This is a genomic window from Halomonas sp. LMYGS-3, from assembly GCF_059509875.1.
This window is the reverse complement of record NZ_JCAKFQ010000027.1, coordinates 18322-38224: the sequence shown is the minus strand read 5'-3', so window position 1 is coordinate 38224 and position 19903 is coordinate 18322. Positions and strand designations below refer to the sequence as shown.

Genomic DNA, 19903 nt, shown 5'->3' with positions numbered 1-19903 from the left:
ATTGGTAAAGCCAGGAGAGAGCCATGGATGCCCGTTTCCAGCAGTTGCGTCTCGACCCCCGCGGGGCAACGCCACTCTATCAACAGCTGGCTAGCCAGCTGGAGCAGGCCATCGAGACCGGTGCCTGGGAGGCCGGCGAGGCGCTGCCCTCGGAACGCAACCTGGCCGAGTCGCTGGCGGTCTCGCGGATCACCGCGCGCAAGGCGCTGGATCGCCTGGCGGAGCTGGGGTTGATCCGCCGCAGTCACGGCTCCGGCACCTTCATCGCCCCGCGGCTCAACCAGTCCCTGACCCGGCTGGTGAGCTTCACCGAGATGCTCACCCAGCGCGGTTTCACCCCCGGCTCCCACTGGCTCTCGCGCCGTCTCTCGGCGCCCGGCGCCGAGGAGAGCATGCGCCTGGGGCTGGGCGCCGACGCCCGGGTGGCCCGGCTCAAGCGGCTACGCCTGGCCGACGACGTGGTCATGGCGGTGGAGGAGAGCTGTCTGCCGGCGGCGGTGCTGCCGGACCCGATGGCGGTGGAGACCTCCCTCTATGCGGTGCTGGAGGCGGCGGGCAAGCCGGTGGCCCGAGCCCTGCAGCACGTCACCGCCATCAACGCCGATGTCGAATTGGCCTCGCTCGCTGAAGTGCCCGAGGGCCAGGCATTGCTCAAGGTGACGCGGCTCGGTTATCTCGCCGACGGCACCGCGGCGGAACTGACCGTCACTTACTGCCGCACCGACTACTACGACTTCATGGTCGAGCTGACCCGCTAGGAGACCCCATGCAATTCGGCAATATCCTCACCCCCGAGGGCTGGCGTCTGGGCGAGCTCCACTGGGACGCGGGGCGCATCACCCGCATCTGCGGCGAGCCCGTGGACCCCGACACCAACGACCATCCGCGGCTCTTGCCCGGCTTTATCGACCTGCATGTGCATGGTGGCGGTGGCGCCGACACCATGGAGGGGGGCGAGGCGCTGGCCACCCTGGCACGCACCCATGCGCGCTTCGGCACCACCCGCTTGCTGGCCACCACCATGACCGCCCCGGACGCCGAGATTCGCCGGGTGCTGGTCGAGATCGCCGCCTATATGGCCGATCCCGATCCCCGGGCTGCGGGGGTGCTGGGGGTGCACCTGGAGGGGCCCTATATCAACCCCGGCAAGCTCGGCGCCCAGCCGGCCTATGCCCGCAACGGCCTGATCGAGGAGGTGGACGCGCTCGGCGCCCTGGCGCCGATTCGCCTGGTGACCCTGGCCCCGGAGCTCTCCGGCCACCACGCGCTGATTCGCCATCTCAGCGAGCGCGGCGTGCGGGTCCAGCTGGGCCATACCCTGGGCAGCTACGAGGAGGGGGTCGAGGCCCTGGCCCACGGCGCCTGCGGCTTTACTCACCTGTTCAATGCCATGACCGGCCTGCACCACCGCAAGCCGGGCATGGTGGGGGCGGCCCTGGCCCATGCCGACTATGCCGAACTGATCCCCGACCTGCTGCATGTGCATCCCGGCGCCATCCGTACCGCCCTGCGCTGCATCCCCCACCTCTACGCGGTCACCGACTCCACCGCCGCCGCCGGCATGCCCGATGGCGACTACCACCTGGGCGAGCAGACCGTGACCAAGTGCCTGGGCGGCGTGCGCCTGGCCGACGGCACCCTGGCCGGCAGCACCCTGACCATGGATCAGGCGCTGCGCAACTTCGTCGGCCTGGGGCTCTCCCTGGCCGAGGCCTCGGATCGCCTGTCGCGCTTCCCCGCCGACTTCCTCGGCCTCGGCGAGATCGGTCGCCTGGCGGAGGGCGCCCTGGCCGATCTGGTCGTCCTCGATCCCCAACTCCAACTCCAGGCGGTCTTCGTCGAGGGCCGTGATGTCTGTGGCAACGTCCAAGGAGCCCCCGCATGTCCCTGATGCTCGAAGAAGCCCGTAACGCCCCGGAGCGCCTCCGCGGCCAGCTGCAACGCAACCAGGCCCTGCTCGCCGAGCTGGGCGAGCGCCTGCGCACCGCGGAGCCCGCCGCGGCGGTCACCGTGGCGCGGGGCAGTTCCGATCACGCCGCCGGCTACTTCGCCTACCAGTGCATGAAGCGCCGCGGCATCCCGGTGGCCTCGCTGCCGCCCTCCCTGACCACCCTGGCCCAGGCCCCCTGGCGCCTGACCGGCCAGCTGGCCCTGGCGGTCTCCCAGTCGGGGCAGAGCCCCGACCTGGTGGCCACCCAGCAGGCGCTGGCCGCCGCCGGCGCCCGCACCCTGGCCCTGGTCAATACCCCCCAGTCGCCCCTGGGCGCGGCCAGCGATACCGAGATTCCCCTCTATGCGGGGGAAGAGAAGAGCGTGGCCGCCACCAAGAGCTACCTGGCCACCCTCTCCGCCATGGCCCAGCTGATCGGCCACTGGCAGGAGGATCGTGGCCTGCTCGGCGCCCTGGATGGCCTGCCCGAGCGCCTGACCCGCGCCCTGGCGATGGACTGGTCACCCGCCATCGAGGCCCTGGCGGGCGCCGACAAGCTGATGGTGATCGGCCGCGGCGCCGGCCTCGCCGTGGCCCAGGAGGCGGCGCTCAAGTTCAAGGAGACCTGCGCCATCCAGGCCGAGCCCTTCAGCGGCGCCGAGGTGCGTCACGGCCCCATGGCGCTGATCGGCCCCGACTACCCGGTGCTGGTGTTCGCCCCGCCGGGGCCGGAACAGGCCGGGCTGCTGGAGCTGGCCGAATGGCTCGAGGGCGTCGGTGCCCGGGTCCTGCTGGCCGCCGACGAGGGCGTGGCGACGCGCCAATTGACCCTGGTGGATGCCGGCCACGAGGCCCTGCAGCCGCTGTCGGTGATCCAGAGCTTCTACGTCATGGTGGCCGGCCTGGCGGCGGCCCGGGGCAGCGACCCGGACCGGCCCCGACACCTCAACAAGGTCACCTGCACCCTGTAACGCCTAACAACAACTCTGGGAGTCCTCCCATGTCCGATGCCAGTCAATCCCTGACCCTGCTGGCCCCCGTGGCCGGGGTGGTGGTGCCCCTCGCCGCGGTGCCCGACCCGGTCTTCGCCGGCCTGGCCCTGGGCGAGGGCATCGCCCTCGATCCCCTGGGCGAGTGCCTGCATGCCCCCTGCGACGGCGAGGTGGTGCAGTGCGCCCGTACCCACCACGCCCTGACCCTGAGAACCGCCGCCGGGGTGGAGCTGCTGCTCCACCTGGGCCTGGATACCGTGGAGCTCCAGGGGCAGGGCATCGAGCCCCTGGTCGGCGTGGGCGACCGGGTGCGCGCCGGCGATCCGCTGTGCCGCTTCGATGCCGATGCCCTGGCCCGGGGGGCCAGCGCCCTGATCACCCCCTTGGTGATCACCGAGGCCGCCGGCTGGCGGCTGCTGCCGCCGGAGCGCGGCGAGGGCGAGCGGGTCGCCCTGGGCGAGCCGCTGCTGGTGCTGAGCCCCGCCGGGGTCGAGGCGGCCGAGGAATGCGCCACCGGTCCCCTGGCCGAAGGGCGCCTTGACTCAGCCGAGCGGCGCCTGACCCTGGCCCTGGGCGCCGGCCTGCACGCCCGCCCCGCGGCGCGGCTGCGGGCCATCGCCCGGGAGCATGGCGTTGCCCTGAGTGTGCATCTCGATCACGGGACCGGGGCAGGGGAGCGCGACGCGGACAGCGGCGAAAGCCCCAGCGCCAGCGCCGAAAGTCTAAGCGCCCTGATGAACCTGGGCCTCACCGAGGGCGCGGCCCTGCGGCTGAGCGCCCGGGGCGAGGCCGCCGAGGCGGCCCTGGACGCCGCCGAGGCGCTGCTGACCACCCCCGAGGCCGAGGCGCATGCCGCCCCCCAGCCGGCCACGCTGCCTGGCGAGGCGCTGGGGGAGGGCGAGCTGGCCGGCCTGGTGGCCAGCCCCGGCCTGGCCCTGGGGCCGCTGGTCGCCTATCGGCCGCCGCTGCCCGCCGTGCCCCATGACGGCGGGGGCGAGGCCGTGGAGGCGCCGCGCCTGACCCAGGCCCTGGCCCGAGTCGGCGAGGCCCTGAGCGAGGCCGAGGCGCAGGCGAGGCGTCAGGGACAGGACACCGAGGCGGAGATCTTCGCCGCCCATGGCGCCTGGCTGGCGGACCCGGACCTGGTGGCGGTGGCCCATGAGCGTATCCGCGCCGGGCGCGGCGCCGGCCAGGCCTGGCGGGAGGCCCTGGACGCCGAGGCCGAGCGCCTCGCCGCCACCGGCAATGCCCTGCTGGCCGCCCGGGTCGCCGATCTGCGCGACCTGCAGCGTCGGGTGATGGCGGAGCTCAGCGACGCGGTGGAGCCCGCGCTGCCCGACGTCCCCGAGGGTGCCCTGCTGGTGGCCGAGGAGCTGACCCCTTCGGAGTTGGTGGCGGTGGCCGCCCAAGGCCCCGTCGGGCTCTGCCTGGCCGGCGGTGGCACCACCTCCCATGTGGCCATCCTGGCCCGGGCCCGGGGCATCCCCTGCCTGGTGGCCATGGGGCCGGCCCTGCTGGCGGCCCTCGATGAGGCCCCGAGCGAGGCGGCCATCCTGGATGCCGAGCGCGGCCGCCTGGTGCCGGCGCCGAGCGCGGCCCGGGTCGCCGAGGTGGCGGCGCGGATCGCGGCCCGCCGCCGCGAGGCCGAGGCGGCGCGGGCGGCAGCCTTCGAGCCGGCCATCACCCGGGACGGCCGCGCGGTGGAGGTATGCGCCAATATCGGCGGCGCCGAGGAGGCGCGCCAGGCCGCGGCGGCCGGCGCCGATGGCGTGGGTCTGCTGCGCAGCGAATTCCTCTTCCTGGAGCGCGATAGCGCCCCCGACGAGGCCTCCCAGCGCGACGAATACCAGGCCGCCCTGGCGGCCCTGGGCGGCAAGCCGGTGATCATTCGTACCCTGGATATCGGCGCCGACAAGCAGCTCCCCTACCTGCACCTGCCGACGGTGCCCAACCCGGCGCTGGGCATGCGCGGCGCCCGCCTCTGGGCGAGTCATCCCGAGTTGCTGGAGACCCAGCTGCGGGCGCTGCTCGGCGTCACGCCCCTGGAGACGCTGCATATCATGCTGCCCATGGTCAGCGAGGCCGGCGAGCTGCGCCAGGTGCGCCGGCGCCTGGAGGCCATCGCCTCCGAGATGGGACTCGAGGCGCGGCCGCGCCTGGGCGCCATGATCGAGGTGCCCAGCGCCGCCCTGTGCGCCGCTAGCCTCGCCGCCGAGGCGGATTTCCTCTCCATCGGTACCAACGACCTGACCCAGTACACCCTGGCCATGGATCGCGAGGACCCGGCCCTGACCGCCCGGGCCGATGTGCTGCACCCGGCGGTGCTGCGGCTGATCCAGGCCACGGTGGACGGCGCCAAGGGGTGCTGCCCGGTGGGGGTGTGCGGGGCCGCCGCCGGCGACGATCTGGCCGCGCCCCTGCTGGTGGCGCTGGGCGTCGACGAGCTCTCCGTGGAGCCGGCCCGGGTGCCCGCGGTGAAGGCCATCCTGCGGCGCCTGGACGCCGCCGCCCTGGCCGCCGAACTTCCCGAGCTGCTGGCCCTGGACGATGCCGCCGTGGTGCGCGAGCGCCTCGGAGCGTGGCTGGCCCGGGCCGACGAGACCCCCGACACAACAACGACAACGACCCTCGAGAGGTGCTGAGATGTCTTCCATGACCCTGGGATCCCGCCTGATGGGCGGGCTACAGCGGCTCGGTCGCTCCCTGATGCTGCCCATCGCGGTGCTGCCCATCGCCGGCCTGCTGCTGCGCCTGGGCCAGCCCGACCTGCTGGATATCGCCTTCATCGCCGGCGCCGGCGAGGCGATCTTCGCCAACCTGGCGCTGATCTTCGCCATCGGCCTGGCGGTGGGCTTCGCCGATGACAGCAACGGTGCCGCCGGCCTGGCCGGGGTGATCGGCTATCTGGTGCTGGACGCCGTGCTCACCGCCCTCAACCCCGAGATCGATATGGGGGTGCTGGCGGGTATCATCATCGGCAGCGTGGCGGGCCTGCTCTATAACCGCTATCACGCGATCCGGCTTCCCGAGTACCTGGCCTTCTTCGGCGGGCGGCGCTTCGTGCCCATCGCCACGGGCCTGGCCGCCGTGGCCCTGGGGGTCGCCTTCGGGGTGATCTGGCCGCCCATCCAGCACGGCATCGATGCCCTCGGCCAGTGGCTGATCGAGGCCGGCGAGCTGGGACTCTTCGTCTACGGGGTGCTCAATCGCCTGCTGATCGTCACCGGCCTGCACCATGTGCTCAACAGCCTGGTGTGGTTCGTCTTCGGCAGCTTCGAGGCGGCCTCCGGGGTGGTGGCCAGCGGCGACCTCAACCGCTTCTTCGCCGGCGACCCCGCCGCGGGGCGTTTCATGGCGGGCTTCTTCCCGGTGATGATGTTCGGCCTCCCGGCGGCGGCGCTGGCCATGTACCACGCCGCGCCCCAGGGTCGGCGTGCCCAGGTGGGCGGGCTGCTGCTGTCCCTGGCACTGACCGCCTTCCTGACCGGGGTCACCGAGCCCATCGAGTTCACCTTCATGTTCCTGGCGCCGCTGCTCTATGGCCTGCATGCCGTGCTGACCGGTGTCTCCATGGCGTTGCTGCACTGGCTCGACGTCAAGCTCGGCTTTACCTTCTCCGCCGGGGCCTTCGACTTCGCCCTCTCCTACGGGCTCTCCACCAACGGCTGGCTGATGCTGCCGGTGGGCCTGGCCTACTGCGTCCTCTACTACACGGTGTTCCGCTGGGCCATCCTGCGCTTCGACCTGCCCACCCCGGGCCGTGAGCCGGAGACCGCGGGGCCCGTCGTGACCCATGCCGCCACCGGCGAGCGCGGCCCGGCCTTCGTCGCCGCCCTGGGCGGGGCGGGCAACCTGGCCAGCGTCGGCGCCTGCACCACCCGGCTGCGCCTGGTGCTGGAGAACCCCGAGGGTATCGACGAGGCGGCCCTCAAGGCGCTGGGTTCCCGCGGCATTCTGCGCCTGCAGGGCGGCGGCGTGCAGGTGATCCTGGGCCCGATCGCCGATGGCGTGGCCGACGAGATTCGTCAGGCGCTGAGCCAGGGCGATCGGGGGCCCATCGCCGCCTCATTCCACGATCCGGTGGCCGACGAGATTCGTGCCGCCATGGCGGCCCGGGGCTCGGTGCCCGCCGCCGCGCCCTCGGAGACGCCGGCTCTCGAGGCAGGGGAGGCGACCCAGGCCATCGATGCCGAGGCCCGCGGCGCCTGGCACCAGGCCCTGGGCGGTGTGGCCAATGTCCGCGAGGCCGCCGCGGTGGCCGCTACCCGGCTGCGCCTGGAACTCCATGACGTTGGCGCCCTGGACGAGAGGGCCCTGCAGCGGCTCGGCGCCCAGGGGGTGCAGCGTCTGGAGAGCGGGGTGGTGCATGTGTTGCTGGGCCGCCGGGCCGGGGCGGTGGCCCAGGGACTGGCCGGGAGCTGACGCCCTTGACATGGATGAGGGGCGCCGGAGACAGGTTGAAGAGGAGGTCCTACGCCATGGATGGCGTCGGTAGCGCCCAGGGTTTACAGCGCCTCCTCGTAGACCTGTCCCTGGAACAGCCCCGAATCCAGGAGGTCTGGCGCTGGGATGAAAGGGAGTGAATCGGTTAATCTGGGCGTTCAAGAACCGGGAGCCCGCCATGACCCCACGCCTGATCGTCTCCGATCTCGACGGCACCCTGCTCGGTGCCGACCACGATCTCCACTCGCACACCATCGAGACGCTACGGTCGCTGGCGAGCCGGGGACACCACCTGGCCTTCGCCTCCGGCCGTCACCACCGCGACATGCTCGCCTTCCGCGAGCGGCTCGGGGTGCCGGTCCATGTGATCAGCACCAACGGGGCCTACCTGCACGGCCCCGACGATCGGATGCTCGCCGCCCGTCACCTCGAGGCCGAGTTGGCCCGCGAACTCATCGCCCTGGAGCGCCATCACAGCGTGCGCCTCAACCTCTACCGCGACGAGGAGTGGCTGATCGATGCCCCGGACCCGCGCCTGCTGGCGCTGCACGCCCATACCGGCTTCGGCTACCGGGTCGCCGGACCCGACGAGCTCCACGGCCGGGGGGTAGGCAAGGTGCTCTATATCGGTGAACCGCGGCGCCTGGCCGGGCTCGAGGCCGTGGTCCGCGAGCGCCACGGCGAGCGGCTGCACGTCACCTATTCGACCGCCAACTCGCTGGAGATCATGGCCGGCGGGGTCAACAAGGGCACGGCACTCGCGTCGCTGCTCGACTCCCTCGGGCTCGGCCCCGAGGCCTGCCTCGCCTTCGGCGACAACCTCAACGACACCGAGATGCTCCGGCTTGCCGGCGAGGCCCATGTGATGGCCAACGCCCACCCCGACCTGCCCGGCCTTGTGCCTCGGGCCCGCCCCATCGGTCACCACGACGAGGCTGCCGTGGCCGAGCTGCTGCGTGAGCGCTTCGGCCTGTAGCGGAGGCCAGGGGCCTACCACCTTGGTCGCAAGGGCCTTGCCGTCGTCCCCGCCCTTGCCCATCATCGGGTTCCCATAACGACAACACGTCACGGGCGGTGCCGGCATCGCCCTTGCCTCCAGGCCGTAATGACGACGACTCCTGCCACCCTGATCGTGGTCGACGACGACCCCGAGATCCGCGAGCTGCTGGCCGACTATCTGGGCCGTCACGGCTATCGTGCCCTGGTCGCCGAGGATGCCGAGGCGCTGCACCGCCTGCTGGCCCGGGAGACCCCCGACCTGCTGATCGTCGACATCATGCTGCCCGGCGACGACGGCTTCACCATCTGTCGCGAGGTGCGCCGGACGAGCGAGGTGCCGATCATCATGCTCACCGCCAGCGCCGACGAGACCGATCGCATCCTCGGCCTGGAGCTGGGCGCCGACGACTATCTGGGCAAGCCCTTCAATCCCCGCGAGCTGCTGGCGCGCATCAAGGCGGTACTGCGCCGGACCCGCACGCCGAGCAGCGAACCCGAGCACGCCCGGCTGGTGGCCTTCGGCAACTGGCGGCTCGACCGGGTGACCCGCGAGCTGATCGACAGCCAGGGCGAACGCAGCCCGCTGTCGGGTGCCGACTTCCAGCTGCTGCAGGTGTTCCTCGAGCACCCCGAGCAGGTGCTGTCCCGTGACGGCCTGTACGAGCTGAGCCGTGGCCGGCCGGCCCCGCCGCTGGACCGCTCCATCGACGTGCATGTCTGCCGGCTGCGCCAGCGGCTCGGCGAGGATGCCCAGCACTCCCAACTGATCCGCACCGTGCGCGGGGCCGGCTACGTGCTGGCCACCCGGGTGGATGTGCTGCCGTGAATCGGGACGGGCCCTGGCGGCGCCTGCGCCGACGGCTGGCCCTCGCCTTGCCGCGTACGCTGCGCGGGCGCTTCGTGCTGATCATGGTCGTCGGGGTGCTGGGCGCCCAGCTCGCCAGCTACGCCATCTGGACGACCCAGGCGCGCTCCAGCCAGCTCGAGCAGCTCGACGAGCTGTCGCGCAACGTGGCCTTCAGCGTCGCCTCCACGGTGCGCTTCTTCCGTTCGCTCCCCGTCGAGTACCGCCATATCGTCCTCGACCAGCTGCGCGACATGGGGGGCACGCGGTTCTTCGTCAGCGTCAACGATCATCGCATTCCGATCCTCGATATCGGCGACGGTCCCGCCAAGTCGCTGGTGGTCGACAATTTCCAGCGGGTGCTGGCCTCGGAGCTGGGCATCCGCGACCCCCTGGTGGAGTTCTCGCGCCCCGAGGAGCTGCGCCTGCTCAACAATGAGGTGCTGCTGCACGACCTGCCGCGCCGCTGGGGCCAGCACAGCCTGCTGATGGAGCCGCTGTCGCCACCGGTCCTGGTGGTGCAGATGGAGCTGGAGCCGGAGACCTGGCTGTATGTGGCGACGCTGCTGCCCGTCCAGGACCTGTTCACCGCACACGGCTGGCTGTCCGAGGAGCGCCTGCTGGCGGCACTGCTGGTGCTGCTGACGGTGATCGGCCTGTCGCTGGCGGGCATCCGCAGCGCCACCCTGCCGCTGGGGCGCCTGTCGCGGGCGGCGCATCTGCTGGGCAACGACCTCGACGCAGCGCCGCTGCGGGAGAGCGGGCCGCGGGAAGTGGCGGCCACGGCCGCGGCCTTCAATCGCATGCAGCGCCGTATCTGCCAGCAGGTGGAGGAGCGGGAGCGGCTGTTCTCGGCGATCTCCCACGACCTGAAGACGCCGATCACCCGCCTGCGACTGCGCGCCGAGATGCTCGACGACCCGCTCCAGCGCGAGCGCTTCTGCGCCTCGCTTGACGAGCTCGACCTGCTGGTCAAGGGGGCGCTGGCTTCGGTGAAGGGGCTGGATCTGCACGAGGAGGTCGAGCCGGTCGCGCTGAGGCCGCTGCTCGACGGCCTGGCCACCGAACTGCGCTTGCAGGGGGGCGTAGTGGTGGTGACGGGGGAGGCGGCGCCGCTGCCGGCCAAGCCGCTGGCGCTCAAGCGCTGCCTGGCCAACCTGCTCGAGAACGCCGTTTTCTATGGCCAGCGTGCCGAGGTGTGCCTGAGCGATGAGCCCGAGCGGGTGACGCTCAGGATCCACGACGAGGGGCCGGGCATCCCCGAGTCTCAGCGAGAGCGGGTCTTCGGTCCCTTCGTGCGCCTGGAGCCCTCGCGCAACCGGCATACCGGGGGCAGCGGCCTGGGGCTCGGCATCGCCCGGCATATCGCGCGTGCCCATGGCGGCGAGCTCACCCTGGCGAACCGTCCCGAGGGCGGTCTGGAGGTAAGGCTTGAACTCCCGCGCCAGTGAAGCGGGTGTGCAACACTTTGCAGCATTTGGAAATGAGAGGCGTCGTCGAGGATCGGGTAGGCTGATTCCACACTCAGCTACCACGCGGACGCGTTCCATGAACGTCTACGATATCGCCGCTCTCGAGTCCCATATCCGCAAGACCATGGCCTTCTATCACCCGCGGGCCATCGACCCACAGGGCGGGTTCTTCCATTACCTGCGCGACGATGGCGAGGTCTACGATCGCGACCATCGGCATCTGGTCTCCAGCGCCCGCTACGTCTTCACCTATGCCCGCTATGGTGCCTATTTCCAGGCGCCGGACTATCTGGCCTGGGCCCGTCACGGCCTGCGCTACCTGGAAGAGCGGCATTTCCAGCCCGACTACCAGGGCTATGCCTGGACGCTGCGCGACGGCCGGGTCGAGGACGACACCAACCACTGCTACGGCCTGGCCTTCGTGTTGCTGGCCTACGCCACGGCGCTCAAGGCGGGCATCGAGGAGGCCCGCGAGGGCCTCTATCGCGTGCATGACCTGCAGCCCCGGCGCTTCTGGGAGCCCCGCTGGCGGCGTTATGCCGACGAGGCGGATCGTCGCTGGTGCGTGTCGGACTACCGCGGCCAGAACGCCAACATGCACAGCTGCGAGGCGTTGATCGCGGCCTTTGACGCCACCGGCGATGCCCAGTTCCTGGAGCGTGCCGGCCAGGTGGCGAGTGCCATCTGCCTGGGGCCGGCGGAGCAGGGCCATGGCTGGATCTGGGAGCACTACGACCGTGAGTGGCGCCCGGACCTGGAGTACCATCGTGACGATCCGCGCCACCTGTTCCGTCCCTGGGGCTACCAGGTGGGTCATCAGACCGAATGGGCCAAGCTGCTGCTGATGCTGGAGCGGCGCCGGCCCGAGGATTGGCTGTTGCCCAGGGCCAGGGCGCTGTTCCTGAGCAGTGTCGAGGCCGGCTGGGACCCCGAGCACGGCGGGCTGGTCTATGGTCTCGACCTCGACGGTGCCATCTTCGACGGCGACAAGTACTTCTGGGTACAGGCCGAGAGCCTGGCGTGTGCGGCGATGCTCGGTAGCCGCACCGGCGAGCGGTGTTTCTGGGACTGGTACGAGCGGCTGTGGGCGTTCAGCGAGCGGCACATGATCGACCATGAGCACGGTGCCTGGTACCGCATCCTGAGCCCCGACAACCGCCGCTACTCCGACGAGAAGAGCCCCGCCGGCAAGGTCGACTACCACACCATGGGGGCCTGTTACGACGCCATCGAGGCCCTGCGCCGCGGCAATGTTTCACCCTCGTAAGAAACCGGCAACACTATCCAGCACTAGGTAACCCCCTCCTGCTCCCCGAATGCGCTAGCGTGTCAGGAGCCGTCATCGAGAACGGCCCACGACAATCAATAATACGATGTGGAGACACGAGCCATGCGCGCATTCACGCAATCCCTGATCTTCAGGCAGCCCCTGCTCGGCCTGGCCATCGCCGGTGCCCTGGGCGCGGCACAGGCCCAGGCCGGCGAGGTCGAGGTCCTGCACTGGTGGACCTCCGGCGGCGAGGCGCGGGCCGCCAACGTGCTCAAGGAGCTGATGGAGGCCGAGGGCCACGACTGGCAGGATTTCGCCGTGGCCGGTGGCGGTGGCGAGACGGCGATGACCGTCCTCAAGTCGCGCGCCATGTCGGGCAACCCCCCCTCCGCGGCACAGATCAAGGGGCCGGAGATCCAGGAGTGGGGCGAGCTCGGCCTGCTCGGCGATCTCGACACCGTGGCCGAGGCCGAGAACTGGAACGGCCTGCTGCCGGAGACGGTCGCCGAGATCATGCGCCACGATGGTCAGTACGTGGCCGTGCCGGTCAACGTCCATCGGGTCAACTGGCTGTGGGCCAACCCGGCAGTGCTCGACGCGGCCGGCGTGGCATTGCCTACCACCCTCGACGAGTTGTTCGCCGCGGGTGAGGCGATCCGTGACGCCGGTTACGTGCCGCTGGCCCATGGCGGCCAGGCCTGGCAGGACGCCACGGTGTTCGAGACCGTGCTGCTCGCCACCGGCGGCAGCGAGTTCTACCGCCGGGCACTGGTCGACCTCGAGCCCGAGGCGCTGGGCGGCGACGAGATGATCGCGTCGCTCGAGACCTTCAAGCGGCTGCGCGACCTGATGGACGACGACATGTCCGGGCGCGACTGGAACATCGCCACCTCCATGGTGATCAACGGTGATGCCGCCATGCAGCTGATGGGTGACTGGGCCAAGGGCGAGTTTACCGCCGCCGGCCTCACCGCGGGCGAGGACTACCTGTGTGCCGCGGCGCCGGGCACCGGGGAGGCCTTCACCTTCAACATCGACAGCCTGGCGATGTTCCGGGTCACCGACGAGGCCGAGCACGAGGCTCAGCAGGCGCTGGCGCGGCTGGTGCTCGAACCCACCTTCCAGGAGGCCTTCAACCTGGCCAAGGGATCGATACCCGCTCGCCCCGATCTCGACATGAGCGGCTTCGACCAGTGTGCGCAGCAGTCGCTGGCCGATTTCCAGCACACCGCGGAAACGGGCGGCCTGGTGCCCAGCATGGCCCACGGCATGGCGGTGCGAGCCGACGTCCAGGGGGCGATCTTCGATGTCGTCACCAACTACTTCAATTCGCGTGACATGCCGGCCGAGGAGGCCGCCCGGCGGATGGTGAACGCGGCCCAGGCTGCCATCTGAAACCGGTCGCCGGTGGTGCCCACGGGGGCCGCCGGCGCTGTCATGCGAGGAATTCCCCCATGTCGATCGATTCCACTACGGCACGCCCGAGGCATGCCACGACCCGGCACACCCCGCGCGTGCGCCTGCAGACCTGGCTGCCGCGCCTGGTACTGTCGCCCTCCATCGCCGTCTCGCTGTTCTTCGTCTACGGCTTCATGCTGTGGACCTTCGTCCTGTCGTTGACCAATTCGCGCATGCTGCCGAGCTACGACTTCGTCGGCTTTGCCCAGTATGCGCGGCTGATGGCCAACGATCGCTGGTGGGTGGCCTCGACCAACCTGGTGGTGTTCGGCGCCCTGTTCGTCGGCATCTGCCTGGTGGTGGGGGCGCTGCTGGCCATCCTGCTCGATCAGCGCATCCGCCAGGAAGGGGCGCTGCGCACCCTCTATCTCTACCCCATGGCGCTGTCGTTCATCGTCACCGGGGTGGTATGGAAGTGGCTACTCAATCCGGGGCTCGGTATCCAGGCCATGGTGCGCTCCTGGGGCTTCGAGACTTTCACCTTCGACTGGCTGGTGAACCCCGACATGGCGGTCTACACCCTGGTGATCGCCGCCGTGTGGCAGGCCTCGGGCTTCGTCATGGCGCTGTTCCTGGCCGGGCTGCGCGGCATCGACGACAGCATCATCAAGGCCGCCCAGCTCGACGGCGCCAGCCTGCCGCGCATCTACCTGCGGGTGGTGATTCCCTGCCTGCGCCCGGTGGTCTTCAGCGCGGTGATGATCCTGGCCCATATCGCCATCAAGAGCTTCGACCTGGTGGTGGCGCTCACCGGCGGGGGGCCCGGCTATGCCTCGGACCTGCCGGCCACCTTCATGTACGCCCATGCCTTCACCCGGGCGCAGATCGGCCTGGGGTCGGCCAGCGCCATGCTGATGCTGGGCGGCGTGCTGGCGATCCTGATCCCCTACCTCTACTCGGAACTGAGGAGCCGCAAGCATGGATAACGTGATTCGTCGCCGCACGCCTGCGGCCCGGCTGGGGCGCCTGACGCTCTATGCCGTGTTGATCCTGGCCGCGCTCTTCTACCTGCTGCCGCTCGCCGTCATGCTGATCACCTCGGTGAAGCCGCTCGGCGAGATCAGTGCCGGCACCCTGCTGGCGCTGCCCCGGGAGCCCACCCTGGAACCCTGGGCCAAGGCCTGGGGCGAGGCCTGCACCGGCATGCGCTGCGAGGGGGTGGGCGGCTACTTCTTCAACTCCATCGCCATCGTGGTGCCGGCGGTGGCCATTTCCACCGTGGTCGGTGCCCTCAACGGCTACGCCCTGACCAAGTGGCGCTTCACGGGCTCCGAGCTCGTCTTCGCGCTGATGCTGTTCGGCTGCTTCATCCCCTTCCAGGTGGTGCTGCTGCCCATGGCCCAGACGCTGGGCTGGCTGGGGCTGTCGAGCTCGCGAGCGGGGCTGATCCTGGTGCATGTGGTGTTCGGTATCGCCTTCACCACCCTGTTCTTCCGCAACTTCTACGTGGCGGTGCCCAGCGAGCTGGTGTCGGCGGCCAAGCTCGACGGGGCGGGATTCTTCCGCATCTTCTGGCGCATCCTGCTGCCGGTGTCGGCGCCGATCATCGTGGTCTCGGTGATCTGGCAGTTCACCCAGATCTGGAACGACTTCCTGTTCGGGGTGGCCTTCTCGGCCCACGACACCCAGCCGGTAACGGTGGCGCTCAACAATCTGGTCAATACCTCCACCGGTGTTCGCGAATACAACGTCGACATGGCCGCCGCCATGATCGCCGCGCTACCGACCCTGGTGGTCTACGTGCTGGCCGGCAAATATTTCGTGCGGGGGCTCACCGCCGGTTCCGTCAAGGGTTGAGGAGGACATCATGTCTGCATTGGAAATTCGTAATGTCTGCAAGGATTTCGGTAGCGAACGTGTGCTCAAGGACGTCAGCCTGGCGATCGAGTCCGGCGAGTTCCTGATCCTGGTGGGGCCCTCGGGGTGCGGCAAGTCGACCCTGATGAATGCCATCGCCGGGCTCGAGCCGGTGACCGACGGGGAGATCCTGATCGCCGGCGAGGCGGTCACCTGGAAGACCCCGGCGGAGCGCGACATCGCCATGGTGTTCCAGTCCTATGCGCTCTACCCGAGCATGACGGTGCGCGGCAACATCAGCTTCGGCCTGGAGATGCGCAAGGTGCCCCGGGCCGAGCGCGAGGCCGCCGTCGAGCGGGTCGCCGACCTGCTGCAGATCTCCCATCTGCTGGAGCGCAAGCCGGCGCAGCTCTCCGGCGGCCAGCGCCAGCGGGTGGCCATGGGGCGCGCCCTGGCCCGGGAGCCGAAGATCTACCTGTTCGACGAGCCGCTCTCCAACCTGGACGCCAAGCTGCGCGTCGACATGCGCACCGAGATCAAGAAGCTGCACCAGCGGCTCGGTACCACCATCGTCTACGTGACCCACGACCAGATCGAGGCGATGACCCTGGCCGACAGCATCGCGGTGATGCGCGACGGCCGCATCCTGCAGCTGGGCACGCCGGACGAGGTCTACAACGATCCGGTGGATATCTTCGTCGCCGGTTTCATGGGCTCGCCGTCGATGAACTTCATCGCCGCCACCCTGGAGGGCGGGGTGGGCGACTACCGCCTGCGCATCGCCACGCCGGGCGAGGAGGACCTGGTGCTGCCCTGGCCGGTATCCCGGGAGACCCCGGACCTGGCCCGGCGAGTGGGGAAGCAGGTGGTACTGGGGCTGCGCCCGGAGCACTTCAGCGAGGAGGATGAGCGGCTCGGCGAGCATGACCGCGACACCCCGGTCTCGGCCCGCATCGGCGTGGTCGAACCCACCGGGGCCGATATCCTGCTGCGATTGCCGCTGGGCGAGGGCGAGGTGACGGCTCGGGTCGGGCCCAAGTGCCGGGTGGCCGCCGGTGAACGCCTGGCGCTGCGGGTCGACATGGGCCGCGCGGTGCTCTTCGACTCCGAATCCGAGCGCCGCCTGGCGTGAACCTCAGCGCACCGTGATCACGGTGCACTCGGCGGCGTGGGCCACCCTGTGGGAGACGCTGCCGACCACGAAGCCCTGCAGGTCGCTGAGCCCACGGCTACCCATCACGATGGCATCGACATGGTGCTTGCGGGCCTCACTGAGGATGGTACGGACCGGGTCGCCCTGGGCGAGCTGCGTCTCGACCCGGGGGGCGCCCTGCTCCCGGGCGGCCTCGGCGGCGCGGGCAATCAACTGCCGGCCGACCCGCTCTCGCTCCTCCTCGGAGGCCTCGAGGGTCACGGGACCGATGCCCCACACCAGGGGAGTCTCGTGGGAGAGCGACTCGGGTATATGCAAGAGGTGCAGGGTGCTGCCCTCATGGACCAGTCGGCAGGCCACGGCGAGGGCCTTCCTGGCGTGTTCGGAGCCGTCGACGGGCATCAGGATGGAGTCGAACATGGCGCTTGCCTTGAGCATTCATGGTGATACTCCGAGCCTAGCACCCTGTCGGACTTGGTGCCGATCTCCTGCTGCGGGCCGACATGGGTCGGGCGGCGCTCTTCGCCAGCGAGACGGAACGCCGCCTGGCGTGAGTCTCAGCGCACCGTGATCACGGTGCACTCGGCGGTGTGGCTGACCTTGTGGGAGACGCTGCCGACCACGAAGCCCTGCAGGTCGCTGAGGCCCCGGCTGCCCATCACGATGGCGTCGACGCCGCGCTTCCTGGCCTCGCTGAGGATGGTGCGGGCCGGGTCGCCCTGGCCGAGCACCGTCTCGACGTTGGTCGCCCCCTGCTCGCGGGCAGACTCGGCGGCACGATCGAGCACCTGCTTGCCGGCCGCCTCGCGCTCTTCCCGGGACGCCTCGATGGCGATGGCGCCGATGCCCCACACCAGGGTGGTCTCGTGGGAGAGCTCTTCGGGGATATGCAGGAGGTGCAGGGAAGCCCCCTCCTGACGGGCCAGCTGACAGGCCACGGAGAGGGCCTTCCTGGCGTGCTCGGAGCCGTCGATGGGGACCAGGATGGAGCTGAACATGGGCGGGGTTTCCTTTTCGTTGCCAGCGGAGAATACCCCGAGCCTAGCCGTTCCTGCCGGGGCTGTCATGATCCCGGTCAAGGGTGGCGCCGTTTCTCCTCGTCGGCCTTGGTCTCCAGGTGGCGCAGCTGCTGCCAGAGTTCGCTGCGCAGGTCGCTCACCCGGGGCGCCTCGTCATCGGCGAAGGCCAGCGGCCGGGCCAGCCGCTGGGTGCGCAGCCCCAGCCGGGCGCTGAGCAGTCCCACCCCGAGCCCCTGGCCGGCGCGCGTCGAGAGCCGGCCGGCGAGGTTCAGCGACAGGATCTCCATGCCCGCCTCGCTGGCCATCTCGGTGGCGCCGGCGAAGGCCATGTTGTAGAGCACGCTCCTGAGCAGGCGCAGCCGGCTGGCGTAGCCCAGCTCCAGGCCATAGAGCCGGCAGAGCCGGTCGATCAACGCCAGGTTGCGCCACGCCACCAGGGCCATGTCGACCAGGGTCAGGGGGCTCACCGCGACCATGACTGCCGTCTCCCCAGACATCCTCGAGATCAGCCGGCGTGCCTCCCGGTCCCGCGGCGCCAGCAGGTGATGGCCGAGCAGCAGCTGGGTGTCGTGGCCGTCGTGGTGGGGCTGGTGGGCGGCGACGAAGGCCTGCCAGTGGGGATGATCGTCGTCGAGGCCGAGGCTGCGCCGGAGCCGCTCGGCGAGTGCCATGGCCTGGCCGGGGGTGGCCCCGGGCAGGGCGGAGAGCTCGCGGCGCAGGGCGTCATGGCGCTTCAAGTGTCGCAGTCGCCACAGCTCGCGGAGCAGCGCCGAGCCGCCGAGCCCCAGGGCCAGCAGCAGCAGCAGGCTCCAGGCACCGGCCAGCCAGTCACCGCCGAGGCCGGCGGCATAGAGGGTTCGGCCGGCCTCCGCGGCGCCGAGGCCCAGGGCGCCGGCGAGCAGGGCGAGCAGCCCGCGGCGTCGCTTGCGCGGCGGGGCGAGGCTCGCCTCCAGCACCCGTTCGGTGGGGCCGGCCGCGGGCTCGTCCAGCGGCTCGCTGGGCAGGTCGGCGGCGAACTGCTCGCCGGGGCGCGGATCCCGCGGGGCGGCCTCCCGGTCGGGGGGGGGATCGTCGAGGGTGAAGTGCTGCTTCGGGCGCGGATCCGGGTCGCGGGGGTCGCTCATTGCAGCTTGTCTCCGATCAGCCAGTCCAGGGCGGCGTCCATGCGGATATGGGGCAGGGCGCCGCTCTCTCGGGGCGCCGGACGGAAGGCGGGGAAGTCGAAGCCCTGGCGGGCCCAGAAGCCGGCATCCGGCAGCCGATCCGGCACCTCGCCGGGAAACAGCAGCTGTTCCTCGCCGGTCAGGTCGGTGCCGCGCAGGGCCGGCGAGCGTCGCCCCTGATGACTCACCTCGCGGCTCTCGGTGGCGCGGATCGCCGCCAGCGACAGGGCGCGGACCGGTACGTCGGCGAAGCGCAGGTCCTTGAGCGGCTCGGCCAGCAGCGCCTCGAGCAGGGCGACCAGGCGCGGGTGCTGCTCGGGGGTGACATGGTCGGCCTTGGTGGCGGCAATGGCCAGGCGGTCGATGCGCGGGGCGAACAGCCGCGACAGCAGGCTGCGCTTGCCGTAGTCGAAGCTCTGCATCAGGTTGGCCAGGGCGCGGCTGAGGTCCTGGAAACGTTCCGGGCCGGCGTTCAGGGCGCCGAGCAGGTCCACCAGCACGATCTGGCGGTCGAAGCGACGGAAGTGGTCGCGGTAGAAGGGGCGCACGATGTGGCGCTGGTAATGGCGGAAGCGCTTGGCCAGGGTGGCGTAGTTGCTCTCCGGCGGTAGCGTCTCCAGCGTGCCGGGGGCGATCCCTGCTATGTCGGGGAGGGGAAAGAACTGCAGCACCGGGGCGCCGGCCAGGTCTCCCGGTAACAGGAAGCGTCCCGGCTGCAGGTCGGCGAAGCCGGCCTCGCGCGCGGCCCGCAGGCCCTCGGCGTAGCGTTCGGCGATCTCGGCGAGCTGGGCCTCGTCGGCCTCGGCGGCGGGGTCGAGTCCCTCCACGGCCGCCTGCCAGGCGCGGAAGTGGGCGGCACGCTGGCTGCCCTGCAGCGACTGCTGGCCGTGGCACCAGCTGGGGTAGTCGTGCTCCAGCAGCGGCAGGTCGAGCAGCCATTCCCCGGGATAGTCGAACAGGTCCAGGGATAGCTGGCGGGCCTCGCCGCCCAGCCAGCCGCGCCTGGCCGGGCGGTAGCGGATCGTCAGGCGCAGTTCGCTGATGCCGCGGGTCGGCTCCGGCCAGTGCGGCGGGGTGGCGTCCAGGGCGGCCATGGCCTGGTCGTAGGGGAAGCGCGGCACGCCCAGGTTCTGCTGGTTGACCCGGCGGGCGCCGAGCAGGCGCCCCTCCCGGGCCGCCGGCAGCAGGTCGAGCCGCGCCTCCAGCCCGGCGTGGCGCAACTGGTTGACCAGCGAGGTGAGAAAGGCGGTCTTGCCCGAGCGCGACAGGCCGGTGACCGCCAGGCGAAGCTGGCGGTCGCGGCCGCGCTCGAGCAGGTCATGGAACTCGCGAGCCAGGGGCTGGCGCATCGGAGACGATTCCC

Annotated in this window: 17 protein-coding genes; 13 read left to right on the top strand and 4 right to left on the bottom strand. The window is 70.8% G+C overall.

Features of this window, described 5'->3' with window-relative positions:
• Positions 1-23 precede the first annotated feature (23 nt).
• The 13 genes from AC5W54_RS18830 to AC5W54_RS18770 all read left to right on the top strand — a co-directional run bounded on the left by AC5W54_RS18830 (position 24) and on the right by AC5W54_RS18770 (position 16337).
• A complete protein-coding gene (locus tag AC5W54_RS18830) occupies positions 24-758 on the top strand; it encodes a GntR family transcriptional regulator (RefSeq protein ID WP_495963635.1) in 735 nt (244 codons plus the stop codon).
• Positions 759-766: 8 nt separating this feature from the next.
• Entirely contained in the window at positions 767-1891 is a 1125-nt protein-coding gene (gene nagA / locus AC5W54_RS18825; RefSeq protein WP_495963634.1) for an N-acetylglucosamine-6-phosphate deacetylase, read from the top strand.
• Entirely contained in the window at positions 1882-2901 is a 1020-nt protein-coding gene (locus tag AC5W54_RS18820; protein WP_495963633.1) for an SIS domain-containing protein, read from the top strand. Before nagA ends, AC5W54_RS18820 begins: the two co-directional genes overlap by 10 nt.
• A 29-nt stretch (positions 2902-2930) precedes the next feature.
• Entirely contained in the window at positions 2931-5564 is a 2634-nt protein-coding gene (ptsP, locus tag AC5W54_RS18815) for a phosphoenolpyruvate--protein phosphotransferase (RefSeq protein WP_495963632.1), read from the top strand.
• Positions 5565-5574: 10 nt separating this feature from the next.
• Positions 5575-7344 carry an N-acetylglucosamine-specific PTS transporter subunit IIBC gene (gene nagE / locus AC5W54_RS18810; RefSeq protein WP_495963631.1) on the top strand — a complete coding sequence of 590 codons (1770 nt, stop codon included), beginning with the start codon at positions 5575-5577 and terminating at the stop codon, positions 7342-7344.
• Positions 7345-7543: 199 nt separating this feature from the next.
• A complete protein-coding gene (locus AC5W54_RS18805) occupies positions 7544-8341 on the top strand; it encodes a Cof-type HAD-IIB family hydrolase (protein ID WP_495963630.1) in 798 nt (265 codons plus the stop codon).
• Between the two features lie 129 nt (positions 8342-8470).
• Positions 8471-9190 carry a response regulator gene (locus AC5W54_RS18800; RefSeq protein WP_495963629.1) on the top strand — a complete coding sequence of 240 codons (720 nt, stop codon included), beginning with the start codon at positions 8471-8473 and terminating at the stop codon, positions 9188-9190.
• 83 nt (positions 9191-9273) lie between these two features.
• Positions 9274-10659, top strand: a complete 1386-nt coding sequence (locus tag AC5W54_RS18795; RefSeq protein ID WP_495963655.1) for an ATP-binding protein — start codon at positions 9274-9276, stop codon at positions 10657-10659.
• Between the two features lie 97 nt (positions 10660-10756).
• Positions 10757-11947 (top strand): AGE family epimerase/isomerase, encoded by a 1191-nt coding sequence (locus tag AC5W54_RS18790; protein ID WP_495963628.1) that lies wholly within the window; start codon positions 10757-10759, stop codon positions 11945-11947.
• 123 nt (positions 11948-12070) lie between these two features.
• A complete protein-coding gene (locus AC5W54_RS18785) occupies positions 12071-13345 on the top strand; it encodes an ABC transporter substrate-binding protein (RefSeq protein WP_495963627.1) in 1275 nt (424 codons plus the stop codon).
• Positions 13346-13404: 59 nt separating this feature from the next.
• Positions 13405-14334: a carbohydrate ABC transporter permease gene (locus AC5W54_RS18780; protein ID WP_495963626.1), complete on the top strand. Its 930-nt coding sequence runs from the start codon at positions 13405-13407 to the stop codon at positions 14332-14334.
• A complete protein-coding gene (locus tag AC5W54_RS18775; RefSeq protein ID WP_495963625.1) occupies positions 14327-15205 on the top strand; it encodes a carbohydrate ABC transporter permease in 879 nt (292 codons plus the stop codon). The genes AC5W54_RS18780 and AC5W54_RS18775 overlap by 8 nt, the downstream gene beginning before the upstream one ends.
• Positions 15206-15215: 10 nt before the next feature.
• Positions 15216-16337, top strand: coding sequence for an ABC transporter ATP-binding protein (locus AC5W54_RS18770; RefSeq protein WP_495963624.1), 1122 nt, complete (start codon positions 15216-15218; stop codon positions 16335-16337).
• A gap of 3 nt (positions 16338-16340) precedes the next feature.
• Here the strand turns inward: AC5W54_RS18770 and AC5W54_RS18765 are convergent, their stop codons facing one another.
• From AC5W54_RS18765 to AC5W54_RS18750, 4 genes are all read right to left on the bottom strand, one after another.
• On the bottom strand, positions 16341-16796 hold the full coding sequence (locus tag AC5W54_RS18765) for a universal stress protein (protein ID WP_495963623.1): 456 nt from the start codon (positions 16794-16796) through the stop codon (positions 16341-16343).
• Positions 16797-16915: 119 nt separating this feature from the next.
• The gene (locus AC5W54_RS18760) at positions 16916-17356 is read right to left on the bottom strand and encodes a universal stress protein (RefSeq protein WP_495963622.1); all 441 of its coding nucleotides are present in this window, start codon (positions 17354-17356) and stop codon (positions 16916-16918) included.
• Positions 17357-17433: 77 nt separating this feature from the next.
• A complete protein-coding gene (locus AC5W54_RS18755) occupies positions 17434-18501 on the bottom strand; it encodes a TIGR01620 family protein (RefSeq protein ID WP_495963621.1) in 1068 nt (355 codons plus the stop codon).
• A complete protein-coding gene (locus AC5W54_RS18750) occupies positions 18498-19889 on the bottom strand; it encodes a YcjX family GTP-binding protein (protein ID WP_495963620.1) in 1392 nt (463 codons plus the stop codon). Before AC5W54_RS18750 ends, AC5W54_RS18755 begins: the two co-directional genes overlap by 4 nt.
• Positions 19890-19903: the final 14 nt, after the last annotated feature.